Origin of the sequence: Pseudomonas sp. Irchel s3a12, assembly GCF_900187485.1 — a bacterium.
GTDB classification, from domain to species: Bacteria; Pseudomonadota; Gammaproteobacteria; order Pseudomonadales; family Pseudomonadaceae; genus Aquipseudomonas; species Aquipseudomonas neuropathica.
In genome coordinates, this window is the sequence record NZ_FYDN01000013.1 from 62,639 (window position 1) to 78,401 (window position 15,763).

Consider the following 15,763-nt stretch of genomic DNA (forward strand, 5'->3'; position numbering starts at 1 on the left):
TCACTCCTACAGTGAATCGCGTTTCAGGCCAGAGGAATCGCTACAATGCCGCTCCCCAAGGAGCCCGCATGTCCACTCTGATCGCCGACTGGCGCGACCGCCCGACGCACCGCAAGGTCTGGGCACTCGCCGCGCCCATGATTCTGTCCAATATTTCCGTACCGTTGGTGGCGCTGGTCGACAGCACCGTCATCGGCCACTTGCCCCACGCCCATCAATTAGGCGCGGTGGCGGTCGGTGCCAGCCTGTACACCTTTCTCGCCTGGGCCATGGGCTTTCTGCGCATGGGCACCACCGGGTTTGCCGCGCAAGCCGCCGGGCGCAGCGACGGTGCGGCGTTGCGGCAGATTCTGTTGCAGGGCTTGCTGCTGGCGATGGGACTGGCGCTAGTGCTTGGCACTTTGGGTGTGCCGCTGAGTGGTGTTGCGTTGCACTTCATGCAACCGTCGGCGGAGCTGGATCAGCTCACTCGGGACTTCTTCCACACGCGGCTGTTCGGCCTGCCAGCGGCGCTGGCCAGTTATGCGCTGGTCGGCTGGTTCCTCGGCACACAGAACGCCCGGGCGCCGCTGGCGATTCTTCTGACCACCAACCTGATCAACATCGTCCTCAATCTGTGGTTCGTCATCGGCCTGGACTGGGGCGTGGTCGGTTCGGCGCGCGCCTCGGTGATCGCCGAATGGAGCGGCGCCCTGCTCGGCCTGCTACTGACCCGCAAGGCGCTGCGCGCGTACCCCGGGCACATCGCTTGGGCAGCGCTGAGAATCTGGCAGAGCTGGCGCCCGTTGCTGGCGGTCAACCGCGATATCTTTATACGCAGCCTGGCGCTGCAATCGGTGTTTTTCCTGATCACCGTGCAAGGCGCGCGACTGGGTGATTCGACGGTGGCCGCCAACGCGCTGCTGCTCAATGGCTTGCTGCTCACCGCGCATGCGCTGGATGGTCTGGCCCATGCCGTCGAAGCCTTGTGCGGACACGCCATCGGCGCCCGTGATCGTCTGGCCCTGCGTCGCTCGCTGGTGGTGGCAGGCGGCTGGTCACTGATCGCCAGCCTCGGCTTCGCCATGCTGTTCCTGCTGGCCGGGCACTTGTTCATCGAGATGCAGACTGACATCCAGAGCGTGCGCGACACCGCGCTCGTCTACCTGCCCTACCTCGCCGTGCTGCCGCTGATTGCAGTCTGGAGCTACCTGCTCGACGGTTTGTTCATCGGCGCCACCCGCGCGCGGGAAATGCGCAACGGCATGCTGATCACCGTGGTGCTGTTATTGCCGTTCGCCTGGGCGCTGCAAGGTCTGGGCAATCACGGGCTGTGGATATCTTTTCTGCTGTTCATGGTGTTGCGTAGCCTGACCCTCGGTGCGCAAGCCTGGTGGCTCAAGCGCAACGATGGCTGGTTCAGTGGCGGCGTTCACTGACTCGGCGTGTGGGCGATAAACCCGACCACCTGATCGAGCACCGGCGCCAGACGCCGCAACGGCCGCGACAGGGTCGCTACCAAGGTTATGTGGCTGGGCCGCGAGTAATACAAATCCTGCGCCGGCACACCGGCCTCGCGCAGCTTGCTCGCAAGGCCACCGGTGTTGCGCGTCGGGTTGACCAGATCATCCCGGCTTGCCGCAATCAACAGCGCAGGCGGTGCGCCGCGACTGACATGGTTGATCGGCTGCGACTGCGGCGGTGAATCCGGCCAGAAGAACACCGGACGCACCTCGGGATTCTTGATCGGCAGAAAATCATACGGCCCGGCCAGACCGATCCAGCCTTGTACATCCCTGGGCGACATGCCCACCGCCGCGAGCCATTCGCTGTCCAGCGCGAGCATTGCCGCGTTGTACCCGCCCGAGCTGTGTCCCATCAGATACAAGCGCTGCGGGTTGCCGGAAAACTCGTGGATATGCGCTTTGGTCCATGCCACCGCACGCGCGCCGTCTTGCAGGAACAGCGGATAGCGCACCTGTGGATACAAACGGTAATCCGCCACCACGGCAACAATCCCTCGGGATGCCAGCGCTTCGCCGACAAAGCGGTAGTCGACGCGCGAACCGCTGTTCCAGCTGCCGCCATAGAAAAACACCACCACCGGCGCGCCGGGCATCGGCTGATGCGGCACATACACGTCGAGCTTCTGCCGAGGATCGTCGCCATAGGCGATGCCCACGGTTTTGGCGTACGTGCTGTCCGGAGTCAACGCATTGAGCACCTGCACCGGCGAACAACCGCCCAGCACCAGCAGCAACACGATCCCCCACCCTTGCCGGAATAAACCTGCCATACGCGCCGAACCTCGCCTCAGGACTGATCGCTGCGCCACTGGCGCCGTACATGGTCAAGCCGCTGCTGCTGGGTCAGCCCCACCGGCGGTGGCACCAGCACGGCTCGCGGATGCAGCAAGCGTAGCCATAACCAGCCATCGAGCACGGTGCGGTCGCTGAATCCCAGCGTCAGGCCTTGATGCACATGGGAGGCCATCGTCGCGTAATCGGTTCCCAGCGATTGGCACCAGCGCCAGATATGCTGCTCCAGCAAGCAGGTTTGCAGGCGTTCGCGCTGGCGCCGGGTCAGGCTTTCTTCGATGCTCAGCGGCTCGACGGCTAGCCCCGGGTTGCGCAACTGCTGCCAGCCCAGACTGCCAATCGCCCGGTCGGCCCAAGTGCCACCGAACCAGCGCAGTTGACGGATCGGCCCGAGCCAGCGGCTCAGCTCAGCAGCATCGCAGGCATCGAAAAAATAGCTCGCGGTCTGCCGGTTGTAATAGCTGAGCAAAGCCCGGTGATTCAATCCAAACGACACCGTGAGCATGCGCTGCAAGTGACTCAGCAGTTGTTGCGCCGAAACCTCACTGCCCAGCAACAGCCCGCGCCAGGTGTTTGGGTCGCTGTGACACAACGCAGCCAATGCCGGGCAGTCACGCAGCTCGATCAACACCGGGCCATGCTCGCTGACCGGTTCGAACTCAGTGCCTTCGAACAGGCTGAAACACTGCACACCGGCAAAAGCCCGGTGCAGGGTCAGCAAGGCCTGCGGTGCATCCGGGCCATCGAGCAGCAGCCACTGCGCCATGGGCTCAAGCGCCGCGCCATTCATGTTGCGCCGCTCTGTTCAAGCGCGGTGACCAGTCGGCAACTGCACACCGATTGAGAGCAATGGTTGAAACTGCCGCCGCCGGGGATCAGGCACAACAGCAGCAACGGTTCACCGCAAGTCAGCAGTTGCTGCAAGCCGTCACTCACCAGGCTGTCGGGCAGAGGCAACGGCAGGTCATCATCGGTGTCGACAACGGCGGATGGCGGCTGCAGCACACCGCTGATCATCGGCTGATCCGGATCCCCCTCGAAGAAACTCACAACCACCTCGACACCCTCGCTCAGCGCCGCCATGGACACCTGCGCCAGGGACGGCGCAAGCGGTAGCCAACAATGACTCGGAGCGGCCCCTTCGCCCTGGTAGAGCCAGTCGAATTGCACCGCCACCGGGCGCATCCGGTCAGGCTGCGGTTCATCGACCGCCACCACCCAGGCCCGTTGCAGGCTGTGCATGCGTAGGCGCGATGGCGCTGTAGCCGATGTGTACGGCACTTGCACCGTGCCGAACAGGCGGTTGACGTAGGGAGGTTCACGGGATGGATCGGCGCGATGTTCAATGCGTGTCAGCAACCACGGCCGATTGCATTCAGCGAAGGGATGACCGGCCAACCGCAGCCAGTGACCGCTGCGCAACGCTGGCAGTTCACTCTGGCCTTCAGCCCGTTGCACACCCGATAAACTGGTCTCAATTGCACTTTGCAATTGCCATTGCCGCAACGCGGGAGACGTATCTTGCCCGTCGTCCCCGCGCGGATACTGCGCGGCACCGGCCACGGGTAACTGCGCCGGATCATCGGCGAACACCAGGCAATGCCGGTCGCGATCGTGTTCAAAGTAATAGTGAATCCGCGCCTGCGCGCACAAGCGCTGGAGCAGTTGCAGATCGGACTCGCGATACTGCGTGCAGAACGTCCGGGCCGGGTAGCCGCCAGACAGATCGAAGCGGCACTGGGCGCCGGCAATCCCGTGCTCCCTGAGCACTTGTTCGATGATCTGCGGCACCGAACGGCCACTGAAGATGCGTTGACTGAAGCGCAGCGCGAGGCAACCGAGTTTCGGCCCCAGACGGATCCGGCTCAATCTCGAGCCCTCTGCGTGTTCATGCTGGACAAGGCTCTGCAATTGCCCGTGCACGCCCTCCCCCGACGGCCCGAAACAGAGGAACGCCGAACGGTATAGCAGGCCGGCGAGATCCAGGTGCGGATCGTCGATCAACACATCGATCTCGAACGCAAAGGATTCGCTGAGGGCTTCGCTACCGGTAAAGGCCAGGACTTCGAAAGGGTCGGACAGGCCCGCTACATCGAGACGAAAGGACGACTCGTTGACTGGTTCGAACATGGGCGGATCTCTACAGGAGGGGCGGTCGGGGATTCTCGCCGAGAGCCATGGCCGAGTAGAGAGCTGAAGTACAACTTAGGAAATGACCTACGCGAAAAGCAGACCGGATGACTTTGCTGGCCAGGAATGCCATGGATTTCGCGAAGATTTTGGGAGATATCCCACCGGGTCATCCGAATTTTCCGCCACGCTCAGGAAAAATTCAGACAACCCGGCAAGATCGCCACCTGGCCTCAGGAAGACAGGTAGGAGGAGCGGGTCAGGCCCAGACGCAAGGCATCGAGAAATTGCGTGCGCTCGCTGGCACTGATGCGGGCACTGGCGCACTTGTCGCGGTAGTGAGTCATCAGTTCTTCCGGCGACAAGTGCACGTAACGCAGCATGTCTTCGATGGTGTCGTGGGTCTCGATACCGGCGTGGTACACGCTGCCATCGGCGTTCTGGTAGATGTTTACCGAGTCGGTGTCACCGAACAGGTTGTGCATGTCGCCGAGGATTTCCTGATAGGCGCCGACCAGGAACACGCCCAGCAGGTAGTCTTCACCTTCGTTCAAACCGTGTACCGGCAGGCTGGTCTCGATGCTCTGCTCGTCGACGTACTGATTGATCTTGCCGTCGGAGTCGCAGGTCAGGTCTTGCAGCACCGCGCGACGCAGCGGCTCTTCGTCGAGACGGTGCAACGGGATGATCGGCAGGACCTGATCAATCGCCCAGGTGTCCGGCAGGCTCTGGAACACCGAGAAGTTGCAGATGTACTTGTCGGCCAGCTTGTCGTTGAGTTCGTCGAGCACTTGGCGGTGCGAACGCTGACGGGCTTTCAGCGAGTTGTGCAGGCGACGGCAGACGGCGAAGTAGCACTGCTCGGCCAAGGCTTTTTCAGCCAGGGTCAGCTTGCCATCGGCGTATTGCGCGGCAACGTCGCTCATGTAGTGGGTGGCGCGCCAGTAGGTTTCGGTGACCATTTCGATGTCGGTCGGGCCGAGCAGGTCAACCAGCCACTGCACGGTTTCCGGCAGCGACTCTTTGTTTTCGATCTGCGGGATCTCGTCGTTGTGCTTCTCGACGTCGGTTACCTGCACCACCAGCATGGCGTGGTGCGCGGTCAGCGAGCGGCCGCTTTCGGAGAAAATGTGCGGATGCGGCAGGCTCTGCGCGTCGCAGAATTCCTTGAGCATGCCGACCACGACACCGGCGTAATCGTCCATGTCGTAGTTGATCGAGCTGGCGTTGCGCGAGTGCGTGCCGTCGTAGTCGACGCCCAGACCGCCGCCGACGTCGATGTGATCGACCGGCAGACCGAGATTGCGCAGCTCGCCGTAGTAACGGATCGCTTCCTTGAAGCCGTGCTGGTAGTCAGCCAGGTTGGCGATCTGAGAGCCCATGTGGAAGTGCAACAGGCGAATGCCCTGATCCAGGCCAGCCGCGCGGAAACGCTCGACCACCGACAGCAGTTGTGCTGCCGACAGACCGAATTTGGATTTCTCGCCACCGGTGTCCGCCCACTTCGACGACGCCAGCGACGACAGACGCACGCGCAGGCCGACCTGTGGCTTGACCTTGAGCGAGGCGGCTTCTTCGATCACCAGACCGACTTCGGATTCTTTCTCGATAACGATGAAGACATTGTGGCCGAGCTTCTGGCCCATCAGCGCCAGACGGATGAACTCGCGGTCCTTGTAACCGTTGCAGACGATGGTGCCGCCCTTCGGCGCCAGCGCCAGCACGGCCAGCAGCTCAGGCTTGGAGCCGGCTTCCAGACCGATGGAGACGTCCTGGGTGGCGATGATGTTCTCGATCACCGCTTCTTGCTGGTTAACCTTGATCGGGTACAGCGCGGTGTATTTGCTCTGGTATTCCAGGCGCTCGATGTTCGAATCGAAGGCACCGGTCAACTGACGGACGCGGTCTTGCAGAATGTCGGGGAAGCGAACCAGCAACGGCAAGGACAAACCGCTTTTGCGCAGTTGGTCGACTTGTTCGAACAGGTCGATAGGCGAGCTGCTCGGACCGTTCGGACGAACTTCGACGCGACCGGCGTCATTGATCGCGAAATACCCGGCCCCCCAATGGCGAATCCCGTAAACACTGCGGCTGTCCGCAACTGTCCATTGGCTGCCATCGTCTTTGCGTGTGCGTCGTACGGACATCGAAGTCCCCTATAAAGAAGTCATAGTGCGTCGCCTGATCTCAGGCCGGCGCATTCTAAAGAATGAAAATGACGGTTTGTCAGCGCGGCGGTAGACCGCACTGACTGCGTGGAGTTTAGAAACCGGTCATGAACAGGCTCTGTGAAAACCATGGAGACGACGCCGGATCTGAAGTGTTTCAGCGCCGGATCAAGCCGCAGGTGGTTTTCACAGAGGCTGCTAGCCGCCGGACTTCTTCGCTTTGAAACCGTGCTTGATCAGCTCAGCCAAGAGTAGCTCGACATGATCGCCCTGGATTTCGATGATCCCGTCTTTCAACGCGCCGCCGGTGCCGCAACGTTTCTTCAACGTTGTCGCCAGCTCCTTGAGCGCGTCTTCGGCCAGTGGCACGCCGGTGATGGTAGTCACCGTTTTGCCGCCACGGCCCTTGCTCTCGCGTCGCACGCGGGCAATGCCGTCGCCAGCCGGGATCACGGTTTGTTTGCAGATACAGGCGTCCACCGGCTTACTGCATTCCGGGCAATGACGACCTGCGTCGGTGGAAAATACCAGGCCGCCCAGGGCGGCGAAGGATGCGGCTTTTTTGGCCACCGGCAATCCTCTCGGGAGGACAAAGACTGATCGCGACCTTGGGCAAGGTCATCGACCGCGAAGCCCCACTCAGGCAGGGGCAGCGCTACTGCACCGATAAAGCGCCAAATGTAGGAGCTGTCGAATGAAACGAGGCTGCGATCTTTTGATTTCGACGCCAAAACAAAAAATCAAAAGATCGCAGCCTGCGGCAGCTCCTACAAAAAGCACTCGCGGTGCAGCTTGAAAAGGTCGCGCAGTGTAACGGCAAAAATCCCGATTGCTAAGTGCCAATCGGCGCCAATTTATGTGTTCTTTGCGACGTCGCTTTGTTGCGCCTTGAGATAGCGCTTCAATGCGGCCAGAGAGTCCGGGCAATAAGGCTTCTGCTGGATTTCCTGCAGCACCTGCTCGACCGGAATAAAGCGCGCTTCCAGCACCTCTTCCGGTTGCAGTTTCAACGGGCCGTCCCATACGGCAGAAAACGCCGAGCACCACAGGCGATTGCCGGTGTCCTCAAAATAGAAATGGTCATGAGCCTTCAGTTCGACGCCGCTGACGCCCAATTCCTCTTCCAGTTCACGGGCCGCTGACTCGGCGTAGGTTTCGTCTGCCTGGACCATGCCGCCCGCCGCGACGTCCCAGTAGCCGGGATAAATCGCCTTGCTCAAGGTGCGCCGGTGCACGCACAGCTCACCGGCGGAATTGAACAACATGATGTAGGTGCCACGGCCAATCAGTCCGCGCTCGCGCAAATCGGCGCGCACGAGCGCGCCGAGCAGGTTGTCCTGCTCATCGACCCAGGCGATCTGTTCGGCATCCGAGGCGGCGCGATGGGCCGCCTCTTTGGCGTTGTGGCTCATGAATCAGCCCTGATTGAGCAGTTGACGCAAATCGATCACCGCGGCGTTGGCCCGGGAAATATAGTTGGCCATGACCAGCGAGTGGTTGGCCAGCACGCCGAAGCCGCTGCCGTTAAGAATCATAGGACTCCAGACCGGCTCCTGCGAGGCTTCCAGTTCACGGATGATCTGACGCACGCTGACGGTGGCGTTCTTCTTCGCCAGCACATCGGCGAAATCGACTTCAATGGCGCGCAGCAGGTGCGACAGCGCCCAGGCCTGACCGCGGGCTTCGTAGAACACGTTGTCGATCTGCATCCACGGGGTCTCGACGACTTCTTCGTCAACCTGCGGCACTTCGCCGATCGCCGGCACTTCGGTTTTCAGCGCGGTATTGAGTTTGACCCGGCCTACGCTGGCCGACAGGCGTTGCGACAGCGAACCGAGACGGGTGCCGACATCGCCCAGCCAGTTGTTCAGGTTGTCGGCGCGAGCATAGAACAGCGCGTTTTTCTGGGTTGGATCAGACAGGCGCGCCTGATAACGACTCAGCGAGTTGATGCCCTCCTGATATTCCGACTCACTCGACGGCAGGATCCAGCTCTTGTTGTCGAAGTTGAAACGCGGCTCGGCCTTGGCCAGATCGGCATCTTCCGCCGACTGCGACTGCGAACGGGCAAAGTCTTTACGCAGGGCACGGGTCAGGTCACGCACCTGTACCAGCACGCCGTACTCCCAGCTTGGCGTGTTGTCCATCCACAGGCCCGGCGGGAAGCGGTCGTTGGAAATGTAGCCGCCCGGCTTGTTGAGCAAGGTGCCGGCAACGGTCTTCAGGGTTTCGACGGTGGTGTAGCCGATCACCATCTGCTTGCCTTCTTTCTCGGCCGCCACTTGCGCGTTTTGTGCGACCGGAAACAGCGCCGGCTCCTGGCTCCAGTACCAGCCAAGGCCAATGGTCACCAGCAGGTAGATGCCGATCAGCGTGGCCAATGCACGGCTGAACAGCAATCCGCCAACATAGCTGCGGGTGGCCGACTTGGGTTCGGCGGCACGTTCAGGCGCGCTGCCCGCGCGGTTTTTCCAGTCCAGCATGGCGATATCCTTTCAATCACTTGGGTTCAACGGTTCGACCACAACCATACAACAACGTGCCGAGGCCGGGCACCCGCGCGTAAAGATAAGCCGCAATTCGTATGGGCGAATGACGCTTCGACGATGACTAAGGGAATCCCCGATGCCCATGCTTCAGCCCATCGGATTGAAAACCATCGCAAAGGTCATTCACTGCACGGATAAAAGCACCACTGCCCCGTCATCCTGATCACCCAGCTTAGTCAGGGAGTGCGCGGCCGACGGGGACTTGTCAGACACTCAGGTCAAAAACAAAACCGTACGGTCAGAAACTGAATGGTGACGCATTGCAGATTATTGACGTACGACACTCGTGTAAGGGAAAAGAGGTGCTAGCATAGAGCCACCAGTCGATCTCAGCATGCAGCCTAACTAGTAGTCAGGATATGACCGAGCCAGAAGACCCCAGCCGTGAGCGTCTCAAGCACCACTTTGCCCAGCGGGTAATTCATCAGGCACGTCAGATTCTTGAGATATGGCAGCGCCTGCAACGCACTGAGTGGTCCAATGTCGATCTCGCCGAACTGAGCGAGGCCAACCTGCGCCTGCTGCGTTTTGCCGAGCGCTTCGAACAGCCCGAACACACGCAGCTTGCGCGCCATATCAGCCAATCGCTGGAAGCGGTGGACGCCAATCGCGGTCGCCTGAGCAGTGGCTTGATCACCGACCTCAATCGCTTGATGCAGCGCTTGTCACGCACCGGCCTGCGCCATGGCGATCAACTCGACCAGACTTTCCTGCCACCGCTGCGCAAACCGATCTATGTGATGCTGCAAGATCACGACCGCGCCGAACGCCTGGCCAAACAACTGGAATTCTTCGGTCTGAGCGCGCAGGCGCTGGACAGCGTTTCGGCGTTTCGCTCCTCGATGGTCGAGCGCCTGCCCGCGGCGATCGTCATGGACGTCGATTTCAGCGGCGCCGGCATCGGCCTGAAACTCGCCGCGGAGGCTCAGGTCGGTTTGGAAGAACCGCTGCCGCTGCTGTTCTTCAGCCTGCACGAAACCGACACGCCAACCCGTCTCGCCGCCGTGCGCGCCGGCGGCCAGGAGTTCCTCACCGGCACCCTCGAAGCGTCGAGCCTGCTGGAAAAGATAGAAGTCCTCACCTGCGTCGCCCAGTACGAACCTTATAAAGTGCTGATCATCGACGACTCGCGTGCGCAGGCCTTGCACACCGAGCGCCTGCTCAACAGCGCCGGCATCGTCACGCGTACCTTGATCGAACCGATTCAGGCGATGGCGGAACTGGCCGATTTCCAGCCCGACCTGATCATCCTCGACATGTACATGCCAGCCTGCACTGGCACCGAACTGGCCAAAGTGATTCGCCACAACGATCGCTATGTCAGCGTGCCGATCATTTACCTGTCTGCCGAGGACGATCTGGACAAGCAGCTCGACGCCATGAGCGAGGGCGGCGATGACTTCCTGACCAAACCGATCAAGCCGCGCCACCTGATCACCACCGTGCGCAACCGCGCCGCCCGCGCACGCAACCTCAAAGCACGGATGGTCCGCGACAGCCTCACCGGTCTGTACAACCACACGCACATTCTGCAATTGCTCGAAGACTGCTCGTTCCGCGCCCGCCGCGAGAACAAGCCATTGAGCTTTGCGATGCTCGACATCGACCATTTCAAACGGGTCAACGACAGCCACGGCCACCCGATGGGCGACCGGGTGATCAAGAGCCTCGCGCTGTTTCTCAAGCAGCGTTTGCGCAAGACCGATTTCATCGGCCGATACGGCGGCGAAGAGTTCGCCATCGTCATGCCCGACACTGATATAGAAGCCGCGCACAAAGTGCTCGACGAGATCCGCCAGCGCTTCGCTGAAATCCATTACCCGGCGCAGCCGCAGGATTTGTGGTGCACCTTCAGTGCCGGCGTGGTGGAAATGCACGATGACTGCGACAGCCTGATGATGGCCAGTCAGGCCGACGAAGCGCTGTACCGGGCCAAAGGTGCCGGGCGCAATCGCGTGCAGACCGCGCGCGAATCAAAGCAAAGTGCCACTTTTTCATCGGATTCCACTGATTCGGTCATAACCCTGTAACAGAACCGCAATAAATTCAGGCGCTTACCATTTCTGCCGTTGGTAGCCGTCATGCGCCTGAAGTTGCTCACCAATCTCAATACCCTGCTGTTGGTCGCCGTGTGTCTCGCACTCGGCGCGACGCTGTGGTGGTCGCAAAAAGCCCTTGAGCGCCCGTACCTGTTGATGGAGCGCTATCTCGGTCTGTCGCAACAATTTCAGAACGAGGTGGCACGCAACGTCGAGGATTACCTCGCCAGCGGCGACGCCTTGCGCCTGAGCAGTGCCAGTCAGGCCATCGACAATTTGCAGAAAGAACTCGGCGAATTGCCGCCAGCGCTGGCCGACACCCTGCGCCCGAGCCTGTCGGGCCTTGATGAATTCAGCAAGACCGACTTGCTCGCTGCCGGCAAACTGGCGGGCGACCCGCAGGCCTTGCTGTTGCAGGCAGAGCGCGAACTGAGCGCCAGCCTCGATCAGCTCAGCACTTACGCCAACGGCAACGCGGCTTATCTGACGCCGTTGCTCGTCGCCTCTCAGCACTTAGGCAAACTGTCACTGGCGCGGGACAAACTGGTCAGCAGCGGGCGCAGTGAACTGGCCGCCGATGTTGAGCGCGAAGTCACCAATATCCGCTCGCAAGCTCAGGTAATTGAGGCCCTGCCCTTGCTCGGTGTTGTCGCCAAAAGCGAATCGGGCAGTGATGACTTTGCGGCAATGATGGGCATCGAGAACAGCGAAAAAACCGTCGCCGAAGACGCTGGTGTCGGGCTCAAACGTGAGCTCAACAGCTTGCTCGGACGCTATCCGGCGGAGCTGGCACGCACACGAGATCAGATCCAGAAACGCACCGACCTCAGCACCGCCACCCACCAGAAAATCGCCGCCGTGCAGCAGGCCATCGCCGGACTTGAGCCGGTCGTGCGCGCGCAGCACGGGCAAATTCAAGGCGAAGTGCGGCTGATGCAAGGCGTGATGATCGGCTTGATTCTGCTGATTGCGTTGCTCATCGACACCTTGCAGCGGCGGCTGGCCCGCACGCTGACCAATCTCGCTCCGGCGCTGTCGAACTGGGCCGAAGGCGATTTCAGCCGCGACATTCATTTGGGCAAAACCAACCGTGAACTGCACGACATCGAGGCCTCGCTCAATCGCTTGCGTGCCTACCTGGTGGACTTGGTTGGGACAATTCGCGGCAATGCCGAACAAGTCGCAGGCAGCAGTCGCACGCTCGCCGAACTAAGCAACGACTTGCACAGCGGCGCCGAACATCAGGCCGGTGATACCGCGCTGATCCGCGATTCACTCGGCGAGTTGGAGGCGACGATTCAGCAGGTCGCTGGCGATGCGCAGCAGGCGGCGGATGCCAGCCGTCATGCCGGACTGGCGGTCGAGCATGGCCAGACGGTGATTGGCCAAAGCCTCACCGGCCTGCACGCGCTGGTCGGTGAGGTTCAGGGCAACGCGCAAATGATCGAGCATTTGGCCGAGGAGTCAGCGACCATTGGTGGCGTATTGACGGTGATTCGCTCGATTGCCGATCAAACCAACCTGCTGGCGCTTAACGCGGCGATCGAAGCGGCGCGTGCCGGGGAAATGGGTCGAGGATTTGCCGTGGTGGCTGAAGAAGTGCGCTCGCTGGCACAACGTACAGCCGGCGCAACTGCCGAAATTCAAACCCTGATCGCCGGCCTGCAAACCGCTGCTCGTCAATCGGTCGAAGGCATGCGCGCGCAGGTCGAGCACGCCGAAGCCACGGCCAATCAGGCGCAAGCGGCGGATGGCGCGCTGGATAAAATCGTCGGCGCGATCCAGACCATTTCCGACACGGCGATCCGCATTGCCGACGTCACGGCGCAGCAGAGCGGCGCGGTCAGCGAGATTCGCGATCACAGTGAGCGGATTCATCAGTTGGGTGGGGATAATCTGGTGCGGATCGGCCGTGGGCGCGAACAAGGCGAGAACTTGCTGGCATTGGGCGGGCAATTGCATACAGCCGTGCAGGCCTTCCGCGTCTGACGAAAATCCCTGTAGGAGCTGCCGAAGGCTGCGATCTTTTGATCTTGCTCTTGAAAATCAAAAGATCGCAGCCTGCGGCAGCTCCTACAGGGGGTTCACCACAAGTGACCGGATTAGGACCCTCAGTCACATATTTCGCGCAAACATCGGCCATCGTGCTGGCTATTGCATAGAACTGGACAGTCACAAAGTCTTTGCGGCATAGTCGCCGGGTTCTGACGATTGCTCATTCATAACAAGGACTACGCAGATGGCGACCCTCCTGGTGCTGCACGGCCCCAACCTGAACCTGCTCGGCACCCGCGAACCCGGCACTTACGGTTCAACGACCCTGGCGCAGATCAATCAGGATCTGGAGCGCCGCGCCCGTGAAGCCGGTCATCATCTGCTGTATCTGCAAAGCAATGCCGAGTACGAATTGATCGACCGCATCCACGCCGCGCGTGGCGAAGGGGTCGATTTCATTCTGATCAATCCAGCAGCTTTTACGCACACAAGTGTCGCATTACGTGACGCGTTGCTGGGAGTGAGCATCCCATTCATCGAAGTGCATTTGTCCAACGTGCACAAACGCGAACCTTTCCGCCATCACTCTTACTTCTCCGACGTAGCGGTGGGAGTGATCTGCGGCCTTGGCGCCAGCGGTTACCGACTGGCCCTGGAGGCTGCGCTAGAACAGCTTGAAACACAGGCAACGGCTTGAACTACAAGCGTTAAACGCCCCTGACCGACCCTTGGGAGTTGATGATTCATGGATATCCGTAAAGTTAAGAAACTGATCGAATTGCTGGAAGAGTCCGGCATCGACGAGCTCGAGATCAAGGAAGGCGAAGAGTCCGTACGCATCAGCCGTCACAGCAAGACCCCGGCTCAGCAGTACTACGCGCCGGCTCCGATGCACGCTCCGGCTGCCGCACCTGCCGCCGCTGCTGCTCCGGTTGCTGCCGCAGCCCCGGCTGCCGCTGCTGCACCAGCGCTGAACGGCACTGTTGCCCGTTCGCCGATGGTCGGTACCTTCTATCGCAAATCTTCGCCAACCTCGCCGTCCTTCGTTGAAGTCGGCCAGACCGTGAAGAAAGGCGACACTCTGTGCATCGTCGAAGCCATGAAGATGATGAACCACATCGAAGCTGAAACCAGCGGTGTGATCGAGTCCATCCTCGTCGAAGACGGCCAGCCGGTTGAGTACGACCAACCGCTGTTCACCATCGTTTGAACTGCGGAGAGCCTTTGATGACTGCGAAGTTGGAAAAAGTTCTGATCGCTAACCGCGGTGAGATCGCCCTGCGGATTCTGCGTGCCTGCAAAGAGATGGGCATCAAGACCGTCGCCGTTTACTCCAAGGCCGACAAAGAGCTGATGCACCTGGGTCTGGCAGACGAATCCGTCTGCATCGGCCCGGCTTCTGCCGCTCAGTCCTACCTGCACATCCCGGCCATCATCGCTGCCGCTGAAGTGACTGGCGCTACCGCCATTCACCCAGGCTACGGTTTCCTCGCGGAAAACGCCGATTTTGCCGAGCAGGTCGAGAACTCCGGCTTCGCGTTCATCGGCCCGAAAGCCGAAACCATTCGCCTGATGGGTGACAAGGTCTCGGCCAAGCACGCGATGATCGAAGCAGGCGTGCCAACCGTTCCAGGTTCCGACGGCCCGCTGCCGGAAGACGAAGAAACGGCATTGCGCATCGGTCGTGAAGTCGGCTACCCGGTGATCATCAAAGCCGCTGGCGGCGGTGGTGGTCGCGGCATGCGCGTGGTGCACAAGGAAGAAGACCTGATCGCCTCGGCGAAACTGACCCGCTCCGAAGCAGGCGCGGCGTTCGGCAACCCGATGGTCTATCTGGAAAAATTCCTGACCAATCCGCGTCACGTCGAAGTGCAGGTCCTGTCCGACGGCCAGGGCCACGCCATCCATCTGGGCGACCGCGATTGCTCGCTGCAACGCCGCCACCAGAAGGTTCTCGAAGAAGCGCCGGCACCGGGCATCGACGAGAAGGCTCGCGAAGAAGTGTTGGCTCGTTGCGTCAAGGCGTGCATCGACATCGGTTACCGTGGCGCCGGCACCTTCGAGTTCCTCTACGAAAACGGTCGCTTCTACTTCATCGAAATGAACACCCGTGTTCAGGTGGAGCACCCGGTTTCGGAAATGGTTACCGGTATCGACATCGTCAAGGAGATGCTCAGCATCGCCGCTGGCAACAAGCTGTCGTTCACTCAGGATGACGTGGTTATTCGTGGCCACTCGCTGGAATGCCGGATCAACGCTGAAGACCCGAAAACCTTCATGCCGAGTCCGGGCACGGTCAAGCATTTCCACGCACCAGGCGGCAACGGCGTTCGCGTCGATTCGCACCTGTACAGCGGTTATGCGGTTCCACCGAACTACGACTCGCTGATCGGCAAGCTGATCACTTACGGCGCGACCCGCGACGAAGCCATGGCCCGCATGCGCAATGCCCTGGACGAAATCGTGGTTGACGGGATCAAGACCAACATCCCGCTGCACCGTGACCTGGTTCGTGACGAAGGCTTCTGCAAAGGTGGCGTGAACATTCACTACCTCGAGCACAAGCTGGCCAAGCAGTCGTAAGA

13 protein-coding genes are annotated in these 15,763 nt (G+C 60.8%); 6 read left to right on the top strand and 7 right to left on the bottom strand.

What is annotated here, in order from left to right; translation table 11 throughout:
* The first annotated feature begins 68 nt into the window (after positions 1-68).
* Positions 69-1,418, top strand: a complete 1,350-nt coding sequence (locus CKW14_RS21470; RefSeq protein WP_095126105.1) for an MATE family efflux transporter — start codon at positions 69-71, stop codon at positions 1,416-1,418.
* Here CKW14_RS21470 and CKW14_RS21475 read toward each other — a convergent pair.
* From CKW14_RS21475 to CKW14_RS21505, 7 genes are all read right to left on the bottom strand, one after another.
* Positions 1,412-2,275 carry an alpha/beta hydrolase gene (locus tag CKW14_RS21475; protein ID WP_095047363.1) on the bottom strand — a complete coding sequence of 288 codons (864 nt, stop codon included), beginning with the start codon at positions 2,273-2,275 and terminating at the stop codon, positions 1,412-1,414. The genes CKW14_RS21470 and CKW14_RS21475 overlap by 7 nt on opposite strands.
* A gap of 17 nt (positions 2,276-2,292) precedes the next feature.
* A complete protein-coding gene (locus tag CKW14_RS21480) occupies positions 2,293-3,087 on the bottom strand; it encodes a DUF4123 domain-containing protein (RefSeq protein WP_095047362.1) in 795 nt (264 codons plus the stop codon).
* Positions 3,084-4,427, bottom strand: coding sequence for a type VI secretion system Vgr family protein (locus tag CKW14_RS21485; protein WP_095126106.1), 1,344 nt, complete (start codon positions 4,425-4,427; stop codon positions 3,084-3,086). The genes CKW14_RS21480 and CKW14_RS21485 overlap by 4 nt, the downstream gene beginning before the upstream one ends.
* 233 nt (positions 4,428-4,660) lie before the next feature.
* Entirely contained in the window at positions 4,661-6,574 is a 1,914-nt protein-coding gene (gene speA / locus CKW14_RS21490; protein ID WP_038360569.1) for an arginine decarboxylase, read from the bottom strand.
* Between the two features lie 219 nt (positions 6,575-6,793).
* A complete protein-coding gene (locus tag CKW14_RS21495; protein WP_007914613.1) occupies positions 6,794-7,165 on the bottom strand; it encodes a translation initiation factor Sui1 in 372 nt (123 codons plus the stop codon).
* A 284-nt stretch (positions 7,166-7,449) separates the two neighbouring features.
* Complete coding sequence (locus tag CKW14_RS21500; protein WP_095126107.1) at positions 7,450-8,007, bottom strand: NUDIX hydrolase; 558 nt, start codon at positions 8,005-8,007, stop codon at positions 7,450-7,452.
* Between the two features lie 3 nt (positions 8,008-8,010).
* The gene (locus tag CKW14_RS21505) at positions 8,011-9,078 is read right to left on the bottom strand and encodes a DUF2333 family protein (protein ID WP_016984927.1); all 1,068 of its coding nucleotides are present in this window, start codon (positions 9,076-9,078) and stop codon (positions 8,011-8,013) included.
* Between the two features lie 425 nt (positions 9,079-9,503).
* Here CKW14_RS21505 and gcbA point away from each other — a divergent pair, with 425 nt between their 5' ends.
* From gcbA to accC, 5 genes are all read left to right on the top strand, one after another.
* On the top strand, positions 9,504-11,174 hold the full coding sequence (gene gcbA / locus CKW14_RS21510) for a diguanylate cyclase GcbA (RefSeq protein ID WP_095047359.1): 1,671 nt from the start codon (positions 9,504-9,506) through the stop codon (positions 11,172-11,174).
* A 954-nt stretch (positions 11,175-12,128) separates the two neighbouring features.
* Complete coding sequence (locus CKW14_RS30530) at positions 12,129-13,172, top strand: methyl-accepting chemotaxis protein (protein WP_371857760.1); 1,044 nt, start codon at positions 12,129-12,131, stop codon at positions 13,170-13,172.
* 250 nt (positions 13,173-13,422) lie between these two features.
* Entirely contained in the window at positions 13,423-13,875 is a 453-nt protein-coding gene (aroQ, locus tag CKW14_RS21520) for a type II 3-dehydroquinate dehydratase (protein WP_093430249.1), read from the top strand.
* A 48-nt stretch (positions 13,876-13,923) separates the two neighbouring features.
* Positions 13,924-14,388, top strand: coding sequence for an acetyl-CoA carboxylase biotin carboxyl carrier protein (gene accB / locus CKW14_RS21525; RefSeq protein WP_093430248.1), 465 nt, complete (start codon positions 13,924-13,926; stop codon positions 14,386-14,388).
* Positions 14,389-14,405: 17 nt separating this feature from the next.
* A complete protein-coding gene (accC, locus tag CKW14_RS21530) occupies positions 14,406-15,761 on the top strand; it encodes an acetyl-CoA carboxylase biotin carboxylase subunit (protein WP_095126109.1) in 1,356 nt (451 codons plus the stop codon).
* The last annotated feature ends 2 nt before the right edge of the window (positions 15,762-15,763 follow it).